The sequence below is a fragment of the Nodosilinea sp. AN01ver1 genome (assembly GCF_050565655.1).
Lineage (GTDB): Bacteria > Cyanobacteriota > Cyanobacteriia > Phormidesmidales > Phormidesmidaceae > Nodosilinea.
Map to the genome: position 1 here is coordinate 345858 of NZ_JBNXVS010000001.1, position 19885 is coordinate 365742.

Here is a 19885-nt window from a genome sequence, read left to right on the forward strand (position 1 = left end):
AGCGGCAGTGGCTATAGGTTAAGCCTTAGGATGGGCCAGTACATCTCTACTGAGGTACTAGCCAGAGGGAACGACCTTGCTCTAAGGTTATGGCTTCCGGTAGGGCCGCGATCGCCCCACCTCCCCGATACGTTGTGAGGAAAGCCCATGAAACGACGCTGGTTTTTAGCATCCACTACCGCTGTGGCTCTGGCTACCGTAGGCTTGACCGCCGCTTGCGGAGGCGGCCAGCCCACCGGAGACGACGCAGCCGCCGGGGGCGATGAGGCGGGGGGCGGTGTTTTGACCATGGCGACCTCCGCCGACTACCCCCCCTACGAGTTTGTCGAAACCGCTGGCGGCACTGAAGAAATCGTCGGGTTTGATGTCGATATTGCCCGCCACATTGCCGAAGAGCTGGGCTACGAGCTAGAGATTACCAACATTGACTTTAACGGCCTGATTCCAGCCCTACAGGCGGGTCGGGCCGATTTTGTGATGGCGGGCATGACCCCCACCGAAGAGCGCAAGCAAAACGTCGATTTTTCTGAGATTTACTACGACGCCAAGCAGACGATCGTGTTTCCATCGGGGAGCAATATCACCTCGCCCGACGACCTGGCCGACAAAACTGTGGGCGTGCAGTTGGGCTCCATTCAAGAGAAACTGGGCCAGGAGTTGGCCGAAGCGACCCCCAGTATTGAACTGGCACCCCTCAACCGCATTAACGAGATTGTGCAGGAGCTGAAGTCGGGCCGCATCGATGCGGCCATTATTGAAGACACGGTGGCGGAAGGCTTTTTAGCCAATAACCCCGACTTAGAGGCGGTCGAGATTGCTGAGGAGGGGCCAGCGGGTTCGGCGATCGCATTCCCAAAAGACTCTGAGCTGGTTGACGACTTTAACCAGGTGCTAGCCGAGATGGAGTCGAGCGGCCTCATGGAAGAGCTGATCGTCAAGTGGTTTGGCGATGCGGCCGAGTAGTCAGCATCGATGAACCTAGCCCTATGAACCTAGACTTTGGCCAGATTCTCCCCTCCATGCGCTTCATCTTGGAGGGCATTGGAGTTACCCTCCGATTTACGATTCTGTCGGCGCTGCTGGGGTTTACCCTGGGCACGCTGCTGTCGCTGCTGAAGATCTCTAACATCAAGCCGCTGCGGTGGTTTGCGGAGTTCTACACCTCGATTTTTCGGGGTACGCCGCTGATTTTGCAGCTGGCGCTGGTGTACTTTGCCACCCCTCAGCTGATCGGCTACAAAATTTCGCCGATCGAGGCGGGGGTGTTTACCTTCTCGCTCAACTCGGCGGCCTACAGCTCGGAGACGATTCGGGCGGGCATTATGGCGGTGGATAAGGGGCAGCGGGAGGCCTCGATGTCGCTGGGGGTGGCCTACCGACCCATGATGCTCGACATTATTCTGCCTCAGGCGTTTAAAAACATTCTGCCCGCTTTGGTGAATGAAACCATTGCGCTACTCAAAGACTCGGCGCTGGTGTCTACCATCGGAGTGCTAGACCTGATGCGACGGGCTCAGGTAGTGGCGGGGCAAACCTTTCTCTACTTTGAGCCGCTGATCGTGGTGGGGGTGGTTTACTACGTCATGGTGATGGGGCTGACCCAGGCGGCCCAGGTTCTTGAGCGGAGGATGCGCCGCAGTGATTAGAATCGAGCATTTAGTCAAATCGTTTGGGCCGCTAGAGGTGCTAAAGGACATCTCGACTCAGGTCAATACCGGCGAAGTGGTGGCCATTATCGGCCCCTCGGGGTCGGGCAAATCGACCCTGCTGCGCTGCATTAACCTGCTGGAGGTGCCCACCGCCGGGCACATCTTTGTAGACGATATCGACATTACCTCGCCCAAGTGCGACATTCTCAAAGTGCGCCAGAACGTGGGCATGGTGTTTCAGCACTTCAACCTGTTTCCGCACAAAACGGTGATGGGCAACCTGACCTACGCGCCCATGAAGGTGAAGGGGCTCTCTAAGGCCGACGCCAGCAAAATTGCCTTCGATTTGCTGGAAAAGATTGGCCTCTCTGAGAAGGCTAACCAGTACCCCTCGCGGCTGTCGGGCGGTCAAAAGCAGCGGGTGGCGATCGCCCGCGCTCTGGCCATGCAGCCCGCCGTGATGCTGTTTGACGAACCGACTAGCGCCCTCGACCCTGAAATGGTGAAGGAGGTGCTGGAGGTGATGAAGGCGCTGGTTGAAACGGGCATTACCATGTGCATTGTCACCCACGAAATGGGCTTTGCCCGCGAGGTGGCCGATCGCGTGCTGTTTCTCGACGGCGGCTACCTAGTGGAAGACGCGCCGCCCGACATCTTCTTTAGCAGCCCCAAGAGCGATCGCGCTCAGCAGTTTTTGGAAAAGGTTTTGTAAGTCTGACCAGCTTTAGCGCGAGGTTGAAGCAATTCGTCTAAGCTAGGCAGAGACTATAGCTGAGGCAACCCCTATGTCTGTGCTGACAGCGCCGCCTGCGTGGAAAATTCGCGATCGCACCTTGAACTGGGGCAGCCGCACCTACCTGATGGGGGTGCTGAATGTGACGCCCGACAGCTTTAGCGACGGCGGCCAGTTTGACACGCTAGAGCGGGCGGTGGCCCAGGCTCGCCACCTGGTGCACCACGGCACCGACATTCTCGATATTGGCGGTCAGTCAACCCGGCCAGGGGCGGGGTCGATCTCCCGCGAAGAAGAACTCAGCCGGGTGATTCCGGTGATCAACGCCATTCGGGCCGACGAGGACGACATTTTGGCCCAGGCCATTATCTCGGTGGATACGACCCGGTCGTCGGTGGCGCGGGCGGCCGTGCGAGCCGGGGCCGACATTGTGAACGACATCTCGGCTGGCACCTACGACAAGGGCATGCTCTCGACGGTGGCCGACCTGGGCGTGCCCATCGTGATCATGCACCTGCGCGGCACCCCCGCCACCATGCAAAACTACACCGACTATCACGATTTGATTGGCGAGATCTACGACTTTTTGCACCACCAGATCGAAGATGCGATCGCGGTCGGTGTCAAACCCAGCAAAATTGCCGTTGACCCCGGCCTGGGCTTTGCCAAAACCTATGCCCAAAACCTAGAGCTGCTGCGCCAGCTCAGCCGCTTTCGCGGTCTGGAGCGCCCGCTGCTGGTTGGCCCCTCCCGCAAGAGCTTTATCGGTCACATTCTCGACCAGCCCGACCCTCAAAAGCGGGTGTGGGGTACGGCTGCGACCTGCTGCGCGGCGATCGCAGGCGGAGCGGATATTCTGCGCGTCCACGATGGGGCCGAGATGCATGATGTGTGCCGGGTAGCGGATGCGATCTGGCGGGGGTAGACGGGTGGATGGGTGATGAGTGGATGGGTGAAGCCGTAGCGTGGGTCAGCCCCGCAGCCCCAGATCCGGCCCCCCACCGATTGCCAGACCCACGACCCCGAGGAACAGTGGATGGATAAGGTTTAATCATTGGGTTTGTTGGTACTGAGGAGGCCGAGGAGGGTGGTGGTGCCGGTGGTCCAGAGGACGATCGCGCTATTGAGCACTTTGGTTTGAGCCTCGTTGAGGGTGGGCTGGCTAGCCAGGTGTAGGGCCGCGCCGCCAGAGCCGAGGGTAAGCGATAGAACGGTGGCGAAAATTAGGTTGAAGGTGGGCGGGGTTTTAGCGGGTTTCATGGTGAACTCCGTGCTTTTGTTTAATGAATCCATAGTCTTCAAAAAACCGCTAAAGTTCAGTCCCTGCACGGTATTCGGTCACGCTGAGTTGAGGATGAGTTGAGGATGAGTTGCGTTACCCTTGGGTAAATCGTGGTCAAGCGAGATAAAACGGCATGGCAAGGCGATCGCTCACTGCAACTCCAAACGGCATTCAGCAGATCAATCGGGCGCTGACCGAACGGGGTTGGAGCCGAGACGACCTGATGAAGGAATGTAGCTGTAGTCGCCAGCCAGCAATCAAGTTTTGCTCTGGCAAAGCTGTCAGCAACAAGCTTTTTGTCACCTTTTGCAAAACTTTAGACTTAGATTGGGAAGACATCGCTGGGCAAAAATCTGCCTCTCTTCCTGACAAAGTCAAAGAACCCGAAACAGACATTGATGCCCTAGTGAAAACCGTTCGTGCCCAAGTGCATGATGACATCCAGGCCCGCTGCGGCACCATGCGCGTACTAGATATGGAGCAGCCCATTGGCCTGGACAACATCTATACCAATGTCAATATTCTCGAAAAACTCACCGGCAACCAGCGGCTAGATCCAGATCGATTTCTTAAGGACTTTAAAACTGACAATTTTGAACCAGATAACTTTAATCGCTTTTTGCTAGGTCGGGTGCGCCATCCAAAAATTCCTGGTTTGCAAGCGGTTGAAGAACATGGCCAACTGATGATTTTGGGTAAACCAGGGGCAGGCAAAACCACTTTTATGAAACGGCTGGCCATTCTTTGTAACCGGGGAAAATTTCAGCCCCATTGGGTACCTATATTTGTAACGCTAAAGGACTACGCTGAAGCTCCGGTTAAGCCCACGCTACAGATTTATATGCAAACCCAGTGGCAATCCTGCGGTGTGAAAGAAGCTGATGCCCTTGCTACTATCCTGACCTCTGGAAAAGCGTTGGTGCTGTTAGATGGCTTGGATGAAGTTCAATCGACTGACCATGACCGAGTACTACAAGACATTAAGACATTTGTCAACCAGTTTAGAGACTGCCAGTGCGTAATCACCTGCCGAATTGCTGCACAAGAATACACTTTCGAGCAGTTTACTGAGGTAGAGGTGGCCGACTTTGACCAAAAGCAGATCGCAGATTTCGCAACCAAGTGGTTCTCGGCCAAGCACGATCCCCAAAAAGCTACAATCTTTATCCAGCGGTTGAAAGATAACGAACCTATTCAAGAACTGGCAACTAACCCGTTGCTGCTGACGCTGTTGTGTCTGATATTTGGTGAAGCGGCAGACTTTCCAGCGAACCGCGCCGAACTCTATAAAGAAGGACTGGATGTACTGCTGAAGAAGTGGGACGGCAAGCGCAATATTGAGCGCGATCAGGTCTACAAAAAACTCTCCCTCAAGCGCAAGGAAGACTTGCTGAGCCAGCTTGCCTTTGAAACCTTTGAGCGGGGCGATTATTTTTTCAGACAAGCTACCGCTGAGCAGCACATCATTTGCTACATTCGCAACCTGCCTGGAGCTAGCGACGATGATGAAGTTCTGCAATTAGATAGCGAAGCGGTGCTAAAATCCATCCAAGCTCAGCATGGGATACTAGTTGAACGGGCTAAGGGCATTTACTCCTTTTCCCATTTGACGTTTCAGGAATATTTTACTGCCCAATACATTATCAGTCCTACGGCGTCGCTAAACCAGGCACTGCAAAATCTGACAACCCACATTACCCAAAAACGCTACCGCGAGATCTTTTTGCTCACGGCGGGTATGCTGCCTGAAGCCAACACACTGCTGCTGCTGCTGAAGCGACAAATTGACCAGCTTATTGTGGATAGTTCTATAGAAGAACCTAAACTGCAAGCTGTTTTAGCTTGGGTACAGCAAAAAACCTCCGCTGTACAGGCTTCTTATAAAGCTACTGCTATTCGAGCCTTTTATTTTGGCCTTAATTTCGATCAAAAATTTGATCTTACACTCGCTCGCTCTATCGACCGCACTCTTAATATTGATCTTTCCCGTGTTCGAACTCTCGACTACGCCCTCGCTCTTGACTATACTCTGGTTAGCGCTCTCAACTCCAATCCAAATATTAGTGTGCTTGATCATGATCTTTATAGCATTCTTAAGCGAATTTATAATCTTAACAATGAATCAGTGAGTTTATCAATGAACGAAAGTAACTTCAAGCTAAATCTTGAAATCGAAAAACTAAGGAATGAATCTTTTATCTCATCTGATAAGCTTAGAAAAATCATGATTGAGTACCGCAATATTGGCTACAACTGGCAACTTACTAAAACTCAAAAAGGGAAGCTGCGCCAGTACTACGATGCCAACCAAGTCCTGGTCGATTGCCTCAACAGTGATTGTTATGTTGCTAAAGCTACCCGGCAATACATCGAAGATACCCTGTTGCTGCCCCTCAGCGAAATTGAAAAATACCCAGTCCCCGATGCGATAGCAAACCTATAACGACAAAAAACCAGGGTTCTTCAAGGCCCTGGGATTTGAAAAACCATCTATCATAACCAAAAGAGAAAAGTTATGCGTGGAATTCAATTTTTAGTCAATGAAGACGGCGAAAAAACAGCGGTTCTCCTTGATCTGCAAGAATGGGGCGATCTGTGGGAAGACTTTTACGATATTTTGGTTGCTCGCTCCCGGTCAGAAGAAGACACTGTAAGTTGGAGCGACTTGGAAGCTGAACTCGATCAGGAAAACGCAACCAATGGCGCAGTATGAGATTCAGTTCAAGGCATCTGCCGCCAAAGAGTTTCGCAAGCTCCCCCTGGAGATCAAGACTCGACTACAAAAGGCCATAAATGCGCTCAAGGTCGAACCAAGACCTACAGGTATGAAAAAGCTGGTCGGTGAAGACGACCTTCACCGTATTCGTGTAGGTGACTATCGAGTGATTTACGAAATTGACGATGATATACAGTCCGTTACGGTAATCCGAATCAGGCACCGTCGTGAGGCTTATCAATGAAAGCATTACTGGGCATAGCGTAATTTTAAAGAGGCTTTCCCAAACTGAATTTTATGAGTCTTAGCTTGTATGTGGATGCAAAGGTCACGGTGTAGCTACCATGAACCATGCCATAGATGCACCGATGGCGGTATCCGACACTTCATACGTCCCCGCAGAGGCGTAGAATACAGACGAATGTTGAGAGCGCAGAAGGTTAACTATGGGACGCTTTAGACCTCTTTTGGGAATTTTGCTGGCGATCGTGGCGACCTGCCTGGTGGCCTGTGGTGGCCCGTCAGCGAAAATACCCACCACCTACACCCCCGAGATTTTGCAGCAGGTAGAACTATATACCCCTGGTGTAGTCTCCCTGCGCGATCGCTTCCCCGAGCTAGAGGGCTACATTCAAAACCAGGACTGGGTCAACGTGCAGAGCTTTATCCACGGCCCGATGGGCGAACTGCGGGCGCGGATGAATCGTCTGGCAGCCACGCTGCTACAAAAGGATCAGCCCCAGGCCCAGTCGCTAGCCAAAGAGCTATACGTTCACCTGGAGCGGCTGGATGAAGCGGCTGCCAATGGGCAACAGGTAACGGCTGGCCAGGAGTATCGCAACGCTCTAGATGACTTCGACTCGTTCTTGAATCTGGTGCCGACGGTCTAAAGGGTTCAACCCGAGCGTGTCGAGTCATGTTTGAGACGCAACGCTCTCGAATGCGTGTTCCGGGCGCGATCTGCACACCTTTTCCTAGCATCCACCTTTGAAACGAATCGCTATCATTGGCTGCGGCGTGGTGGGGGCCGCGATCGCCTACGAGCTGAGCCTCTGCCCAGAGGTTCAGCTGACGGTTCTCGATCGCGCGGCTTCGGGCCAGGGTTCGACGGCTGCCGCCCTTGGCGTGGCGATGGCGGTGATTAGCCACAAGGTGAAAGGCCGCAACTGGCGACTGCGAGAGCAGAGCCTGCACCGCTATCAGACGTTAATTCCCGAGCTAGAAGCGCTGACGGGTCAACCGATTCAGCGCAATACCCAGGGCATTCTCAGCCTGTGCTTTGAGGCGGAGGAACTGCCCCGGTGGCGATCGCTCCAGCAGATTCGCCACGGCCAGGGATACCGGCTAGAGCTGTGGGAGCCGGAGCAGGTGCGCGATCGCAGCCCCCACCTCAGCACCGATGGAGTCGCCGCCGGTATCTTCTCGCCTGAAGATTTTCAGATTAACCCTAAGGATTTAACCCGAGCGCTGGTGGCTGGAGCCGTAGCAAACGGGGTTGAGTTTCACTTCGACCAGCCCGTGGTCGGGTTTGAGACTAATGAATCCGGTGAGGAAGGCGCTGTTTGTACCGCCGTTCACACGGCTTCTCAAACCATTGCCGCCGATGCGATCGTGATCTCGGCGGGCCTGGGCACCCTGCCGCTGACTCAAACCCTCGCTCAACCGACCGCCGTTGGTCCCGTGCTGGGTCAGGCCCTGCGAATTCACCTGAATTCCCCGCTGGGCAAGCCCGACTTTCAGCCCGTGGTCAACGGCCACGACATTCATCTGGTGCCTTTGGGCAACGGCGACTACTGGGTGGGGGCCACAGTTGAGTTTCCGCCCGAAACCTCTGTGGAAGAGGCGCTGGCGATGCGGCCTGAGGCCGAGCGGTTGGAGGAGGTGCGGGCGGGCGCGATCGCCTACTGTCCGGCCCTGGCCGCAGGCAAGGTTACCGATCGTTGGTTTGGCCTGCGGCCTCGGCCCCAAGGTCAGGCGGCTCCGGTGATTCAGCCCCTGACGGGCTACCGCAATATTTGGCTGGCCACCGGCCACTACCGCAACGGGGTTTTGCTGGCCCCGGCGACGGCGCTGGCGGTTCGGGATAAGTTAATGGGGGATGAGCGCGATCGCCACTAGAGCGCTTTGCCGTAGAGCGTTTTACACTAGCAGGGGTAATCTCTCCCCGGCGACCGATGACCCTGGCCTCTTCCACCACTGACTGGGATGCCCTGGCCCAAGCCTTTGGCCCTATCGAAACCATCCGCGACCCCAACCAGCGCGAAAAGCTTTCCAAGGATTACTACTACTTCAGCCCCATTCTGCAAGGGCAGCTGGGGCACCTGGTTGCCGATGTAGTCGTGCGCCCCACCAGCGAGGAAGAGGTGCTGGCGGTGGCGAAGGTGTGTGTGGAGGCCCGCGTGCCCGTCACTGTGCGGGGGGCGGGCACCGGCAACTACGGCCAGTGTATTCCGCTAGAGGGCGGCGTGGTGCTCGATTTGAGCAAGATGAACGCCGTGAAGCGAGTCGCGCCGGGGGTGGCCTGGGTGGAACCGGGGGCCAAGCTGGCGGCGATTGACAAAGTCACCCGCGAAACTGGTTGGGAACTGCGGATGTACCCATCGACCTATCGCACGGCGACCATTGGTGGGTTCATCGGCGGCGGCAGCGGTGGCATTGGCTCGATTACCTACGGGCAGCTGCGCGATCGCGGCAACCTCAATGCCGTGCGGGTCGTTACCTTTGAAGACAATCCCCGCGTGATTGAGCTGCGGGGCGATGAGGTTCAGAAAGTCAACCACGCCTACGGCACCAACGGCATTATCACCGAGCTAGAAATTCCCCTCGGCCCCGCCTACCCCTGGGCGGAGCTGATTGTGACCTTTGCTGACTTTATGACCGCCGCCCGCTTTGGGCAGGCCCTGGGCGACGCCGACGGGCTGATCAAAAAGCTGATCAGCATTCATGCCTGGCCGATCCCCAGCTATTTTGCGTCGCTGAAACCCTACCTGCCCGAGGGCCAGGCCGCCGCCCTGCTGATGGTGGCTGAGCCTTCTTTAGAATTGTTTGGTGAGCTGGTGAAGGAGTTTGGCGGCACCATCACTTACAACAAATCAGCCCAGGAGGCCAGCAAAGGTGCGCCCCTGGCCGAGTTTACCTGGAACCACACTACTCTCCATGCCCGCAGCGTAGATCCATCGCTCACCTACCTGCAAACCCTGTTCCCCTACGACCCCAAGCTGGAGCGGGTGCAGCACTTCTACGAGCACTTTGGCGACGAGGTAATCATGCACCTGGAGTACCTGCGCATGGGCGGCAACACGATTCCGGCGGCGCTGCAAATTGTGCGCTACTCGACCCCCGAGCGGCTGGGCGAAATCATTCGTTACCACGAAGCCAATGGCGCACTGATCGCCAACCCCCACACCCACCTGCTCGAAGACGGCGGCATGAAAAAGGTGGACGCGGTGCAGGTGGCATTCAAAGCGGAGGTAGACCCCCACGGGCTGCTCAACCCCGGCAAAATGCGCGGCTGGCTAGAGCGAATGGAAGCCCTATCGATATCGAGCTAGAGACTATCGTGGCCATTGAACGTCCGTTTACTGATGAAGACCGCGTTGAATCGCTAAAGGGGGCAATTCTCGCCGGAACTGCCGCTGGGGTAGTAGCGGCTTCACTGCTGTTGGCCCATCGCGTGCCATCCCTGGGGTGGGGAGCCGCTTTAGCGTCAGTCGCTTCAGGCCTGAGCGGCAGCACGTTTTGGGTCAGCGCGGCGATCGCGGGCCTCTCTGGCGGCCTGTTTGGCATCACCTATCGCTACGCCGTGCGCCAGGACGAGAATTCTCAGCTCAAGGCGGGGGTGGTGCTGGCCTTTAGCCTGGTGCGGGGGCTGGCCCTGGTGAATGTGGCGGCGGCGATCAGCCTGCGGGGCTGGCCCTTTACGGTGGCGATCGCCGAAAGTCTGCTCATCTTCACCGCTGCCGCCGTCGTGCTGGAGACCGCTCAGCGCCAGGGCTGGGTCAAATCCGTCAAGTAGTTGCAGTTTCAAGGCTCTGTCCCCAGAATCTGCTGGGCCAGCACTAGAGCCTGGGGACGGCTCAGCTTACCCTGGGGCGTTCTGGGCAGAGTGCCAACGAGAATCCATCGCTTGGGCCGTTTGTAGGCCGCCACCAGCGGATTCAGCAACTCTGGCAGATCTTGCAGTCGCGCCGGAGAGGCCATCACCACCAGGGCGCAAAGCTGCTGACCCCAGCGATCGCAGGGCAGCCCCACTACGCAAACATCCCTCACGCCATCAACGGTCAGCAGCGCCGCCTCAACGTCTTCAGGAAAGATATTCTCGCCACCCGTGATGATCTTGGTGCTGCTGCGCCCGACGATGTGCAGATATCCCAAATTGTCGAAATAGCCAATGTCATCGGTAGCAAATGGCTTCACCCCCGTAGGGTGGGCACTGCCCACCACCATTTCGCTGCCGCCGCCCAAATACCCCTGAGCTAGAGAACTGGCTCGAATCACCACCTGCCCCGGCTGCTCCGGTGACTGAGGCTGTCCCTGGTCGCTAAGAATTGTGATGCTGGCATGGGGCAGCGATCTGCCGCTGCTGCGGTGCCCAGCCAAAAATTCCTCTGGCAGCAGGGTGGCGACCTGGGCAGCGGTCTCGGTCATGCCGTAGGTGAGGGCAACCGGAATTTGGGCCGTCTGGGCACCGTCGAGCAGCGATCGCCCCGCAGGCGCACCCCCCAGCAGCACCGCCCGAAAACTCCGCAACCAGAGAATAAATTCATCTCCCAGGCCCAGCAAATCCTGAAGCTGCGTCGGCACCAGCGAGAGAAACCCGCCGCCTGGCAGGGGCAACCGTACCCCCGCCTTAAGATCCCTGTAGGGTTGCAGCACCAGGGATCCCCCCGACGCCAGTACCCGCAGCACCTGCATGAGCCCGCTGACATGAAACAGCGGCAGCACGCAGTAAGCATTGACCTGATCAACCTCAAAATGAGCGCAAAAGCCTTCTACTGAGGTCAACAGGGTCTTCCAGGTGTGTACCGCAAACTTAATTTGCCCCGATGAGCCACCTGTCGGAATTAGAATTTGCCCTGGTGCTGTGCCGAACGTCTGGCAGGGATAGGCTCTTAGCCCCGGCGCAAGCGGTGCATTCCAGTCAGGAGCTACCAACTCTGTGACCTGCTGCCGCTCCTGCTGACCCCAGCGAGGATTTGCCAAAACGACAACGCAGCTTTCTGACCAGGCGGCAAGGCAGGCGGCTAAGAATTGCAGCGGGTCAGCCTCGGCAATCAAAACGCCAGCGCCAGAAAAGGACTCGTGATAGGCCGCAAAAACGGGCGTTAGGTGTTCTAACCGATGCCAGAAGCCCTTGCTACTAGGACCAATCAGCCAGTCGTCGCCCCAGCGATCGCGCAACACCTCCTTCAGTGTCGGTTTTATTGGAGTCTGTCCCATAGCTCAGCGGGGGTAAGGGTGTCCCAATCGTCGGTAAACCAGCCCTGGGTGCCAAAGCCCAGCGCCGCAGAGCATGCCGAGGAACAGCGCGATGCGACGGCTAGGGCCGCCCGTCGCCCCACCCCGGTTTCAAAGGCAGAGGAAAACACCAGCCGGGGCCGATAGGTCTGGCAGAAGGCTTGCAGCCGCTGGGGCGAACCCGCGATCGCAGGCTTGACCACAACTACCCCCCGCCAGCCCTGAGCCCGGCATTTTTCTAGCTGAGCCAAGGTAGCGACCGACTCATCCAGGGCGATCGCGGTTTGATAACGCCTGCCCAAATCCTGCATCGCCAGTAGTTGATCAGACGGCAGCGGCTGCTCCAGGTGTTCGATCGCAGCTGTTTGAGGGTCTGTATTGATGCGATCGCAGGCCATTAGCCATTGCTCGGCCTGGGCTAGACTCAGCCCCCCATTGGCATCCAGCCGCAGGTGAGCGTCGGGGGGAAGGGCTTTCACCAACTGATCTAACCAGCGAATTTCGTCAGCGATCGCCTGCACAGCGATCTTCCACTTTAATGTGCGGTGCCCCTGGGCTAACCGCTGAGAGGCCAAATCCAACGCTGCTTCACCAGCGGGCAGCAGGCCGCAGACATCTACAATCGCCGGTTCTTTTCCCGTTAGACACCCCGCCTCAGCTAGCTCAGCCAGCGCGCACCCCAGCCCAAACTGAGTCGCCGACAGCCGCTCAGGTATAGTCTCGCCCCGCCACTCCCCGTTCTGAGCTATGCAAAACTGCAGCGCCTCCTCCAGCGACTCGCTACCAAACCAGGGAATAGGGGCAATCTCGCCGTAGCTTACCCGGCCAAGACTGTCCCGCAGCCGCACCAGCAGCCCCTCTCGCCAACTCCACAGCCCATGAGCGGTCTGCAAAGGCGACACAAACCGCCGCTGGTAGGGCCGAACCCCTAGCTCAATCCCCATCACCCTGCGCTAAAGATCAAGGATTTCATCAGCAGTCCAAGAGCCCTAGCCAAAATCGCCAATAGTTCGACCAGCTCACTACAAGTCCAAAATCCAAAATTGGCTACCTCCAGGCCCACATCAAACACCCACCCATGTGCTCAGCCAAAAGCCCAGGCTCAACAGCACCCCGCTCCAAAAGTGAAAGCCAATGGCAAAAAACTTGGCGTTAAAAACCCTCGCAGGCTGATCGTGAAAGCGGGTGACGTGGCGGCTCAGTCGCCAGGCCGAAGACAGACTGGCAAAGACCAGTGCCGTCCAGAGGGGAAAGACCCCGGTAATTAAGGCCAGCATGGCGATTGCAAACACCACCCCGCAGGTCCAGGGAATCAGCGCTGCCCCCCGCTTGGTGCCCAGGCGCACGATGGGCGATCGCTTGCCCGCCGCCAGGTCATCTTCTACCTGGTGAAAGTGGGAGCAAAACAGCACCAGCGTTGTGGTCAGCCCCACGATGATCCCCGCCAGCTGACTGGCCCACGACCAACCCTGGGTTTGACTGTAGTAGGCCGCCCCCATCGCCAGCGGGCCAAAGCTAAAAAAGCACAGCACCTCACCCAACCCCTGGTAGCCCAGGCGAAAGGGTGGCCCCTGGTAGAGGTAGCCCAGACCGCAGCAGAGCAGAATCAGCACCAGCACGGTGGGGTCTTGCTGAATCAGGGCGATCGCCAAAATTCCCGCAATGCCCAGCCCCAAACAAAGATTAGCCAGCGTAAACACCAGCCGCCGATTGCGGGTCAGATTGACAACAGAATGCGCTTTGTTAACATCAATGCCGGTGTCTGAGTCAAACACATCATTACTGAGGTTTTCCCAGGCCAAAATAAGCACCGCCGCCAGCATAAACAGCGCAAAAATACCGCTGTTGAACTGGCCTGTTTCGGCGTAAGCGATCGCGCTACCCACCACCATTGGCATAATGGCAACGCTATACATAGGGGGCTTTATAGCTGCCAGCCAGAGCTTACGGGCAGCGGGGTCTATCGATTGAGTGGTCATGGCACTGCAATTACTCCAGGCCTAGCATATCGCCTAGCCGGACGATGATTGCGACCAATTTTTACGCCTAAATTTGGTCGCATCGCTACAAATACGTAGACACAAGTCTAAAAAGTTACGTGATTTTCCATAGCGAATTATTAATAAAGCTTGTGCATATTAAAGCCACGGACATCTGCCGCGCTGAGCAGGGTCTAGTGCATCTACCCTAAGGAAACTCTCGCTATGTCTAGCCGCGGATTAAATTTGTGTACCCTGTCCGGCAACGTGGCCGCCGACCCTGAAGTTCGCCATGTCGAGCGCAAGGCCGGGGGCAATACCCAGGTTGCTGAGCTGACCATCTACGTCGATCGCATTCCCAGCCGCAAAGACAACGACAGCTTTACCGTCAACATCAGCGTTTGGGAAGGCTCCCCCGCCTGGCGCAAGCTTACCCACATCAAGAAAGGCTCGCTGATTATTGCCAGCGGCGCGATCGACGCCTCTCCCTACATCAGCAAGGCTGACTCCCAGGCGCGGGCCGGGCTACAGCTCAAAGCCACCGATATCTTCCTGGACACATCGCCCAGGGTCGAAGAACCGAAGGCTGTGCAGGAGTTCTAGCAATTTCAACTATTCTGCTGAGTCCCGGCACGGGGTTGGGCCTCCTCTTCACAGGCTGCCCGGTGCCGAAGACAGCAGCAGAGCAAGTATCCACGGAGAGAGCGCCGTGGGTTGAGAGCGGGGATGCGGATTTTTCCGCATCCTTTTCTAATTTTTCAACGATTCAGTTCTTAACAGGTCCTGGGGTGAGCAACCGGAGGCCGAGCGGAACCGGAGGCTGAGCGGAGTCGAAGCCGAGCGGAGTCGAAGCCAAGGGTTGAATCCCCGAAGGCTGCACGAAAATCGGCATCACCTCACCTACGCGGAAAAGCCCTCGGTAGCTCGTTGCTTGCGGTAGCTGAGCAGCCAGCTCACCATCGTGGCTCGCCGCGTTAGCCGGGGAATGAGCTGATCGACGGTATAGCCTTTAAAGCCCAGTTCTTCCTTCAACAACTGCTTGTATTCCGGCGGAATCGATCGCGTCAGCTGCACCGTGGCCGGGCGACTTTCGATGAAGTTGGGCGGTTCGGGGTACTTCTCAGCCCAGGCAGCATCTACCGCTGAAATATCCCATCCAGTCGGGGTTTCCCGGTAGCCCAGGCCATCCCACACTAGCCGATTCACCGCATCATCCCCCAGTTCGTCGTTGAGAATGGCCCAGAGGTTATCGTCGGTTAACGGAGGCATGGCGAGTTATCCACCTGGCGAGCTGTCACTGAGTTGAGCTAACCCAGGCCCATTCTAAAGTTTGGCTGGGCAATTTTGAATACCTTTCTGCGTCTGGGATGTCTTTAGAACTGCGATCGCCAGCGCCTGTTATCTAGCCCTGACCCGCGTATCCAGTTCACTTTCCCGTCACACTGCGGCCGCAAAACACACCTAATCTTTAGAAACTATGGGGAGTGGAAACTGCGTTTTTGTCGATGGTCATGCTGTCAGCCTGGAGAACTCACTATGCGACGCCCTCACCGCCATAATCACTTGCTCGGCATCACCTTTACTCTTATCAAGTACTTCTTGCTGGGGCTAGCGGGCTGCACCATTGCTTACCTGGCCGCCCTGGTGCTTGATGTACCCGTGGTCGCTGGGGCGATCGCGTTTTTTCTAGAGCAGGTTTTGGCGCGATCGCTAGCGCTGCTGGGCTGCCTGTGGGCGATCGCGGTTATCAACGAGTCTGCCCGCTCGTAGCTATCTCTCAACATGGCGCTGGCTGAAACCCACCCTTTTCGCTAGGGTTAAGGAGTGTAAAGTAAGCCAGAGTCGTCTGAGAGGCAACGCCCGTGTCTACCGTTCTAGCCGCCCCCGCTGTCAAAACCTGGTCGTGGCAGGGGCTGTCCATTCGCTACCAGCAAGTCGGTACCACGGGTACTCCGGTGCTCTGTATTCACGGTTTTGGCGCGTCCAGCGATCACTGGCGCAAAAATTTGCCGGTCTACGGCGAGCAGTATCAGGCCTATGCGATCGACCTGCTGGGCTTTGGCCTCTCCGACAAGCCCGCCCCCAACCGGCCCCTGCCCTACACCTTCGAGACCTGGGGCCAGCAAATTCTCGACTTCTGCCGCGAGGTCGTTGGTCAGCCTGCCTACCTGGTGGCCAACTCCATTGGCTGCATTGTTGCCCTACAGGCCGCCGTAGACGGCTCTGAGTGGGTCAAGGGTGTGGTCATGCTCAACTGCTCCATTCGGCTGCTGCACGAGCGTCGCCGCCGCGAGATTCCCTGGCACCAGCGCCTCAGCACCCCGATCGTGCAAAATCTGCTGGGCTACGCGCCAGTGGGCCGCTTTTTCTTCTCCCGCATTGCCCAGCGCCAGGTGATTCGCAACCTGCTGGGCCAGGCCTACTGTCGCCCCGAAGCCATTACCGACGAGCTGGTCGAAGCTATCCTAGCCCCCGCGCTCACCACCGGGGCCGCCGACGTATTTCTGGCCTTTGTGCGCTACTCCCAGGGGCCGCTACCCGAAGATTTGTTGCCCCAGGTCCATTGCCCAGTGTGGATTATCTGGGGGCAGGATGACCCCTGGGAACCGGTGGCTCTGGGTCGCACCCTGGCTGACTTTCCGGCGGTGAAAGCGATGGAAGAACTGGCGGGCGTGGGCCACTGCCCTCAAGATGAAGCCCCAGAGCTGGTCAATCCGCTAGTGCTGGGGTGGTTGGCTGAGGCTGAGGCTGCTTGAGCTGCTGCGATCGCGCAATTAAAGCTGCTGGCTCTGCGCCAGTTGTCTTCACCATTGACCAGCAGGGTCGCTGATTTGCCGGTGGCGTGGCGATCGCGCTTTCTGCTGCCGCAGGCCTCAACCCCACAACAGGGGGTTCACGCAGGAGCAAACGGTGTTTGCCCAGCCACTGGAGTGTGCCAAGGCGGATTCGGTATCAGAGATCGGGCGATCGCTTCTAGCGCCCCACCTAACCCCTCGCCTCAGCTCGCTCTCAGCGCTCTCAGCCGTCCCTCATTTCTAAAGTGTCTCTAAAGGTTGCCATCAAACTCTGCCGACCTTCTTACCATAAAGACAGATTACAAACGCAACCCACAGACGCAACCTAAGAACTGTCGCCCTCTGGCCGCCGCTACCCTGACCCCAACAAAGGACCCCTACGATGGCCGACTACCAACCCGCCGATTCTGGCTTTGCCCTCGATCGCGACTGCAAAACCCTTTCTCGCCACGTCCTCGAACAGCTGCACAGCTTTGGCCCCGAGGCCCAGGACCTCAGCGCCCTGATGAACCGCATTGCCCTGGCCGGCAAGCTAATTGCCCGCCACCTCAGCCGCGCCGGGCTGATGGAGTCGGCCCTGGGCTTTACCGGCGAAACCAACGTCCAGGGTGAAGCCGTCAAGAAAATGGACATCTACGCCAACGATGTTTTCATCTCCGTATTCAAGCAGAGCGGTCTGGTCTGCCGCCTGGCTTCAGAAGAGATGGACAAACCCTACTATATCCCTGAAAACTGCCCCATTGGGCGCTATACCCTGCTTTACGACCCCATTGACGGCTCCTCCAACGTTGACATCAACCTCAACGTGGGCTCGATCTTCTCTATTCGGCGACAGCAGGGCGATGACCTCGACCATACCGGCGCAGACCTGCTTCAGGACGGCCATCAGCAGCTAGCGGCAGGCTACATTCTCTACGGCCCCAGCACGGTGCTTGTATACTCCATTGGTCGCGGCGTTCACGCCTTTGTGCTCGACCCCAGCCTGGGCGAGTTTATTCTGGCTACCGAAGACATTCGGGTGCCAGCCCACGGCCCTACCTACAGCGTTAACGAGGGCAACTTCTGGCAGTGGGAAGATGCCATTCGCGATTTTACCCGCTACGTCCATCGCCACGACGGCTACTCGGCCCGCTACACCGGAGCGCTGGTGGCCGACTTTCACCGCATTTTGACCCAGGGCGGCGTGTTTCTCTACCCTGGCACAACTAAAAAGCCCGAGGGCAAACTGCGGCTGCTCTACGAAACGGCACCTCTAGCCTTTTTAATTGAGCAGGCGGGCGGACGGGCCAGCACCGGCCACGAAGACATCATGGATGTGATGCCCGGCGAGATTCACCAGCGCACTCCCTTTATTGTCGGCAGCACCGACGATGTCGCCCTGGTCGAGTCGTTCATTCAAGACCACAGCCGCCGCCAAAGCACGCTGCTGAGCACTTAGATCCAGTGGTGATCTGTTAAACCTGGCTTAAGCTTTTTGCTCCAAGCTTGAAACGTAATCAAATTTACTGTCGATCGCCTGACTCGTTACTTTCAATACCCTTTTAGGATTGGTTAGTTAAGACGGTCTGTAGTCTGACTAGATTTGTAAAATCTGCTGTCAATATGGATGGCGGTTTCTGTTACCTGTTTTCTATTCCCTGTAAAGAGTCATGGCGCGGCTTAAGGTGCCCTAGCGGTGCTCCGTAACTCAAGCTCAGCGTTTGGTTTTAGCTCTTAACCCCCTGCCTTTTACCCCGCACGCTTATGGTTTCCCTGCTCGAAAATCCCCTGCGCGTCGGTCTTCAACAAGACCGCATTCCTGAGCCGCAGATTCTAGTTATTTTTGGGGCCTCAGGCGACCTTACCCAGCGCAAAATTGTGCCTGCCATTTATCAGATGCGGCGCGAGCGACGGCTGCCCCCCGAGCTGACTATTGTGGGTGTGGCCCGGCGCGAGTGGAGCCACGAGTTCTTTCGCGAGCATCTGCGGGAGGGGGTAGAAGAGTTTGGCAATGGGCTGGGCTTCGAGGCCATCTGGCAAGACTTTGCCCGTGGCCTGTTCTACTGCCCTGGCGACATTGATAACCCTGACTTTTATCAGTCGCTGAAGGCCTTTTTGGCCGAGCTTGACCAAACGCGGGGCACCCAGGGCAACCGGGTGTTTTACCTGTCGGTCGCGCCGCGCTTTTTTGGCGAAGCCACCCAGCAGCTAGGGGCAGCGGGCATGCTCGCAGACCCCGACAAGCAGCGGCTGATTATTGAAAAGCCCTTTGGCAAAGATCTTTCCTCGGCGCGAGTGCTGAACCGAGTGGTGCAGGATGTCTGCAAGGAGCGGCAGATCTACCGCATCGACCATTATCTGGGTAAAGAAACGGTTCAGAACCTGATGGTGTTTCGGTTTGCCAACGCCATCTTTGAGCCCCTGTGGAATCGGCAGTTTGTCGACCACGTGCAGATTACCGTAGCCGAAACCGTGGGCCTGGAGGGCCGCGCGGGCTATTACGAGACTGCTGGGGCGCTGCGCGACATGGTGCAAAACCATCTGATGCAGCTGTTTTGCCTCACGGCAATGGAGGCCCCCAACTCCCTCGATGCCGACAGCATTCGCAACGAAAAGACCAAGGTACTCCAGGCCACTCGCCTCAGCGACATTGACGACATTAGCCAGGCGGCGGTGCGCGGGCAGTATTCGGGCGGCTGGATGAAGGGCCAGTCGGTACCGGGCTACCGCGAAGAGGAAGGAGCCAACCCCGAATCGACGGTGCAGACCTTTAGCGCCATCAAGCTTGAGATCGACAACTGGCGCTGGAAGGGGGTGCCCTTCTACATGCGCACCGGCAAGCGCATGCCCAAGAAGGTGAGCGAGATTTCGATTCACTTTAAAGAGGTGCCCCACCTGATGTTTCAGTCGGCGGCGCAGCAGATGAACCACAACGTGCTGGCCCTGCGGATTCAGCCTGACGAGGGCATTTCGATGCGCTTTGAGGTGAAAACGCCGGGTAACTCGCTCAGGACGCGATCGGTCGATATGGACTTTCGCTACGATGCGGCCTTTGGCCAGGCCAACACCGATGCCTACGCCCGTTTAATCGTTGACTGCATGCTGGCTGACCAAACCCTGTTTACCCGCGGGGACGAGGTTGAGGCCTCGTGGCGGCTGCTAACGCCTCTGCTTGAAGCCTGGGATGCCCCAGCCGATCCTAAGGCGATTCCGATGTACGAGGCGGGTACCTGGGGGCCGGTCGAGGCCGAGTTTTTGCTGAATAAAGACGGGCGGCGCTGGCGACGGCTGTAGA

The 19885-nt window shown here is 57.2% G+C and carries 21 protein-coding genes; 16 read left to right on the forward strand and 5 right to left on the reverse strand.

The annotated features are described in order from the left end of the window. Positions 1-147 precede the first annotated feature (147 nt). The 4 genes from ACQ4N7_RS01750 (at position 148) to folP (ending at position 3307) form a co-directional block, all read left to right on the forward strand. Entirely contained in the window at positions 148-963 is an 816-nt protein-coding gene (locus ACQ4N7_RS01750; protein ID WP_430709894.1) for a transporter substrate-binding domain-containing protein, read from the forward strand. A 23-nt stretch (positions 964-986) separates the two neighbouring features. Continuing rightward, on the forward strand, positions 987-1646 hold the full coding sequence (locus ACQ4N7_RS01755) for an amino acid ABC transporter permease (RefSeq protein ID WP_430709895.1): 660 nt from the start codon (positions 987-989) through the stop codon (positions 1644-1646). Further along, positions 1639-2361 (forward strand): amino acid ABC transporter ATP-binding protein, encoded by a 723-nt coding sequence (locus ACQ4N7_RS01760; RefSeq protein ID WP_430709896.1) that lies wholly within the window; start codon positions 1639-1641, stop codon positions 2359-2361. The genes ACQ4N7_RS01755 and ACQ4N7_RS01760 overlap by 8 nt, the downstream gene beginning before the upstream one ends. A gap of 73 nt (positions 2362-2434) precedes the next feature. Next, positions 2435-3307: a dihydropteroate synthase gene (gene folP, locus ACQ4N7_RS01765; protein ID WP_430709897.1), complete on the forward strand. Its 873-nt coding sequence runs from the start codon at positions 2435-2437 to the stop codon at positions 3305-3307. Positions 3308-3429: 122 nt separating this feature from the next. On the opposite strand, the gene ACQ4N7_RS01770 is transcribed toward folP, so the two are convergent. Further along, positions 3430-3642, reverse strand: coding sequence for a hypothetical protein (locus ACQ4N7_RS01770; RefSeq protein WP_430709898.1), 213 nt, complete (start codon positions 3640-3642; stop codon positions 3430-3432). Positions 3643-3797: 155 nt separating this feature from the next. Between ACQ4N7_RS01770 and ACQ4N7_RS01775 the strand changes: the two genes are divergently transcribed. The 7 genes from ACQ4N7_RS01775 (at position 3798) to ACQ4N7_RS01805 (ending at position 10395) form a co-directional block, all read left to right on the forward strand. Next, on the forward strand, positions 3798-6107 hold the full coding sequence (locus tag ACQ4N7_RS01775) for an NACHT domain-containing protein (RefSeq protein WP_430709899.1): 2310 nt from the start codon (positions 3798-3800) through the stop codon (positions 6105-6107). Between the two features lie 72 nt (positions 6108-6179). Continuing rightward, on the forward strand, positions 6180-6377 hold the full coding sequence (locus ACQ4N7_RS01780; protein WP_430709900.1) for a hypothetical protein: 198 nt from the start codon (positions 6180-6182) through the stop codon (positions 6375-6377). After that, a complete protein-coding gene (locus ACQ4N7_RS01785; protein ID WP_430709901.1) occupies positions 6364-6624 on the forward strand; it encodes a type II toxin-antitoxin system RelE family toxin in 261 nt (86 codons plus the stop codon). The genes ACQ4N7_RS01780 and ACQ4N7_RS01785 overlap by 14 nt, the downstream gene beginning before the upstream one ends. Positions 6625-6826: 202 nt before the next feature. Then, the gene (gene psbQ, locus ACQ4N7_RS01790) at positions 6827-7270 is read left to right on the forward strand and encodes a photosystem II protein PsbQ (protein WP_430709902.1); all 444 of its coding nucleotides are present in this window, start codon (positions 6827-6829) and stop codon (positions 7268-7270) included. A 97-nt stretch (positions 7271-7367) separates the two neighbouring features. Next, positions 7368-8498 (forward strand): NAD(P)/FAD-dependent oxidoreductase, encoded by a 1131-nt coding sequence (locus ACQ4N7_RS01795; RefSeq protein WP_430709903.1) that lies wholly within the window; start codon positions 7368-7370, stop codon positions 8496-8498. A 56-nt stretch (positions 8499-8554) separates the two neighbouring features. Next, the gene (locus ACQ4N7_RS01800) at positions 8555-9931 is read left to right on the forward strand and encodes an FAD-binding oxidoreductase (protein WP_430709904.1); all 1377 of its coding nucleotides are present in this window, start codon (positions 8555-8557) and stop codon (positions 9929-9931) included. An 8-nt stretch (positions 9932-9939) separates the two neighbouring features. After that, the gene (locus ACQ4N7_RS01805; protein WP_430709905.1) at positions 9940-10395 is read left to right on the forward strand and encodes a hypothetical protein; all 456 of its coding nucleotides are present in this window, start codon (positions 9940-9942) and stop codon (positions 10393-10395) included. A gap of 8 nt (positions 10396-10403) precedes the next feature. On the opposite strand, the gene ACQ4N7_RS01810 is transcribed toward ACQ4N7_RS01805, so the two are convergent. From ACQ4N7_RS01810 to menA, 3 genes are all read right to left on the reverse strand, one after another. Next, entirely contained in the window at positions 10404-11819 is a 1416-nt protein-coding gene (locus ACQ4N7_RS01810; protein WP_430709906.1) for an AMP-binding protein, read from the reverse strand. Next, on the reverse strand, positions 11801-12781 hold the full coding sequence (locus ACQ4N7_RS01815) for an o-succinylbenzoate synthase (RefSeq protein ID WP_430709907.1): 981 nt from the start codon (positions 12779-12781) through the stop codon (positions 11801-11803). Before ACQ4N7_RS01815 ends, ACQ4N7_RS01810 begins: the two co-directional genes overlap by 19 nt. 120 nt (positions 12782-12901) lie before the next feature. Then, the gene (menA, locus tag ACQ4N7_RS01820) at positions 12902-13816 is read right to left on the reverse strand and encodes a 2-carboxy-1,4-naphthoquinone phytyltransferase (RefSeq protein ID WP_430709908.1); all 915 of its coding nucleotides are present in this window, start codon (positions 13814-13816) and stop codon (positions 12902-12904) included. A gap of 225 nt (positions 13817-14041) precedes the next feature. Between menA and ACQ4N7_RS01825 the strand changes: the two genes are divergently transcribed. Next, on the forward strand, positions 14042-14419 hold the full coding sequence (locus ACQ4N7_RS01825; protein WP_430709909.1) for a single-stranded DNA-binding protein: 378 nt from the start codon (positions 14042-14044) through the stop codon (positions 14417-14419). Positions 14420-14716: 297 nt separating this feature from the next. On the opposite strand, the gene ACQ4N7_RS01830 is transcribed toward ACQ4N7_RS01825, so the two are convergent. Further along, positions 14717-15085, reverse strand: coding sequence for a DUF1823 family protein (locus ACQ4N7_RS01830; protein WP_430709910.1), 369 nt, complete (start codon positions 15083-15085; stop codon positions 14717-14719). Between the two features lie 267 nt (positions 15086-15352). On the opposite strand from ACQ4N7_RS01830, the gene ACQ4N7_RS01835 reads away from it, so the two are divergent. The 4 genes from ACQ4N7_RS01835 to zwf all read left to right on the forward strand — a co-directional run bounded on the left by ACQ4N7_RS01835 (position 15353) and on the right by zwf (position 19884). Further along, positions 15353-15586 carry a hypothetical protein gene (locus ACQ4N7_RS01835; protein WP_430709911.1) on the forward strand — a complete coding sequence of 78 codons (234 nt, stop codon included), beginning with the start codon at positions 15353-15355 and terminating at the stop codon, positions 15584-15586. 92 nt (positions 15587-15678) lie between these two features. Next, positions 15679-16572 (forward strand): alpha/beta fold hydrolase, encoded by an 894-nt coding sequence (locus ACQ4N7_RS01840; protein WP_430709912.1) that lies wholly within the window; start codon positions 15679-15681, stop codon positions 16570-16572. Between the two features lie 421 nt (positions 16573-16993). Then, positions 16994-18049 (forward strand): class 1 fructose-bisphosphatase, encoded by a 1056-nt coding sequence (gene fbp / locus ACQ4N7_RS01845; RefSeq protein ID WP_430709913.1) that lies wholly within the window; start codon positions 16994-16996, stop codon positions 18047-18049. A 305-nt stretch (positions 18050-18354) separates the two neighbouring features. Next, positions 18355-19884, forward strand: coding sequence for a glucose-6-phosphate dehydrogenase (gene zwf, locus ACQ4N7_RS01850; RefSeq protein WP_430709914.1), 1530 nt, complete (start codon positions 18355-18357; stop codon positions 19882-19884). Position 19885: the final 1 nt, after the last annotated feature.

Bases quoted from the DNA above. Each gene is read 5' to 3' on its own strand.
- ACQ4N7_RS01815 (WP_430709907.1), bottom strand. From the start codon at position 12,781: ATGGGGATTGAGCTAGGGGTTCGGCCCTACCAGCGGCGGTTTGTGTCG.
- folP (WP_430709897.1), top strand. From the start codon at position 2,435: ATGTCTGTGCTGACAGCGCCGCCTGCGTGGAAAATTCGCGATCGCACC.
- ACQ4N7_RS01825 (WP_430709909.1), top strand. From the start codon at position 14,042: ATGTCTAGCCGCGGATTAAATTTGTGTACCCTGTCCGGCAACGTGGCC.
- ACQ4N7_RS01800 (WP_430709904.1), top strand. From the start codon at position 8,555: ATGACCCTGGCCTCTTCCACCACTGACTGGGATGCCCTGGCCCAAGCC.
- zwf (WP_430709914.1), top strand. From the start codon at position 18,355: ATGGTTTCCCTGCTCGAAAATCCCCTGCGCGTCGGTCTTCAACAAGAC.
- ACQ4N7_RS01810 (WP_430709906.1), bottom strand. From the start codon at position 11,819: ATGGGACAGACTCCAATAAAACCGACACTGAAGGAGGTGTTGCGCGAT.
- psbQ (WP_430709902.1), top strand. From the start codon at position 6,827: ATGGGACGCTTTAGACCTCTTTTGGGAATTTTGCTGGCGATCGTGGCG.
- ACQ4N7_RS01830 (WP_430709910.1), bottom strand. From the start codon at position 15,085: ATGCCTCCGTTAACCGACGATAACCTCTGGGCCATTCTCAACGACGAA.
- ACQ4N7_RS01780 (WP_430709900.1), top strand. From the start codon at position 6,180: ATGCGTGGAATTCAATTTTTAGTCAATGAAGACGGCGAAAAAACAGCG.
- ACQ4N7_RS01755 (WP_430709895.1), top strand. From the start codon at position 987: ATGAACCTAGACTTTGGCCAGATTCTCCCCTCCATGCGCTTCATCTTG.
- ACQ4N7_RS01785 (WP_430709901.1), top strand. From the start codon at position 6,364: ATGGCGCAGTATGAGATTCAGTTCAAGGCATCTGCCGCCAAAGAGTTT.
- ACQ4N7_RS01835 (WP_430709911.1), top strand. From the start codon at position 15,353: ATGCGACGCCCTCACCGCCATAATCACTTGCTCGGCATCACCTTTACT.
- menA (WP_430709908.1), bottom strand. From the start codon at position 13,816: ATGACCACTCAATCGATAGACCCCGCTGCCCGTAAGCTCTGGCTGGCA.
- ACQ4N7_RS01775 (WP_430709899.1), top strand. From the start codon at position 3,798: ATGGCAAGGCGATCGCTCACTGCAACTCCAAACGGCATTCAGCAGATC.
- fbp (WP_430709913.1), top strand. From the start codon at position 16,994: ATGGCCGACTACCAACCCGCCGATTCTGGCTTTGCCCTCGATCGCGAC.
- ACQ4N7_RS01770 (WP_430709898.1), bottom strand. From the start codon at position 3,642: ATGAAACCCGCTAAAACCCCGCCCACCTTCAACCTAATTTTCGCCACC.
- ACQ4N7_RS01750 (WP_430709894.1), top strand. From the start codon at position 148: ATGAAACGACGCTGGTTTTTAGCATCCACTACCGCTGTGGCTCTGGCT.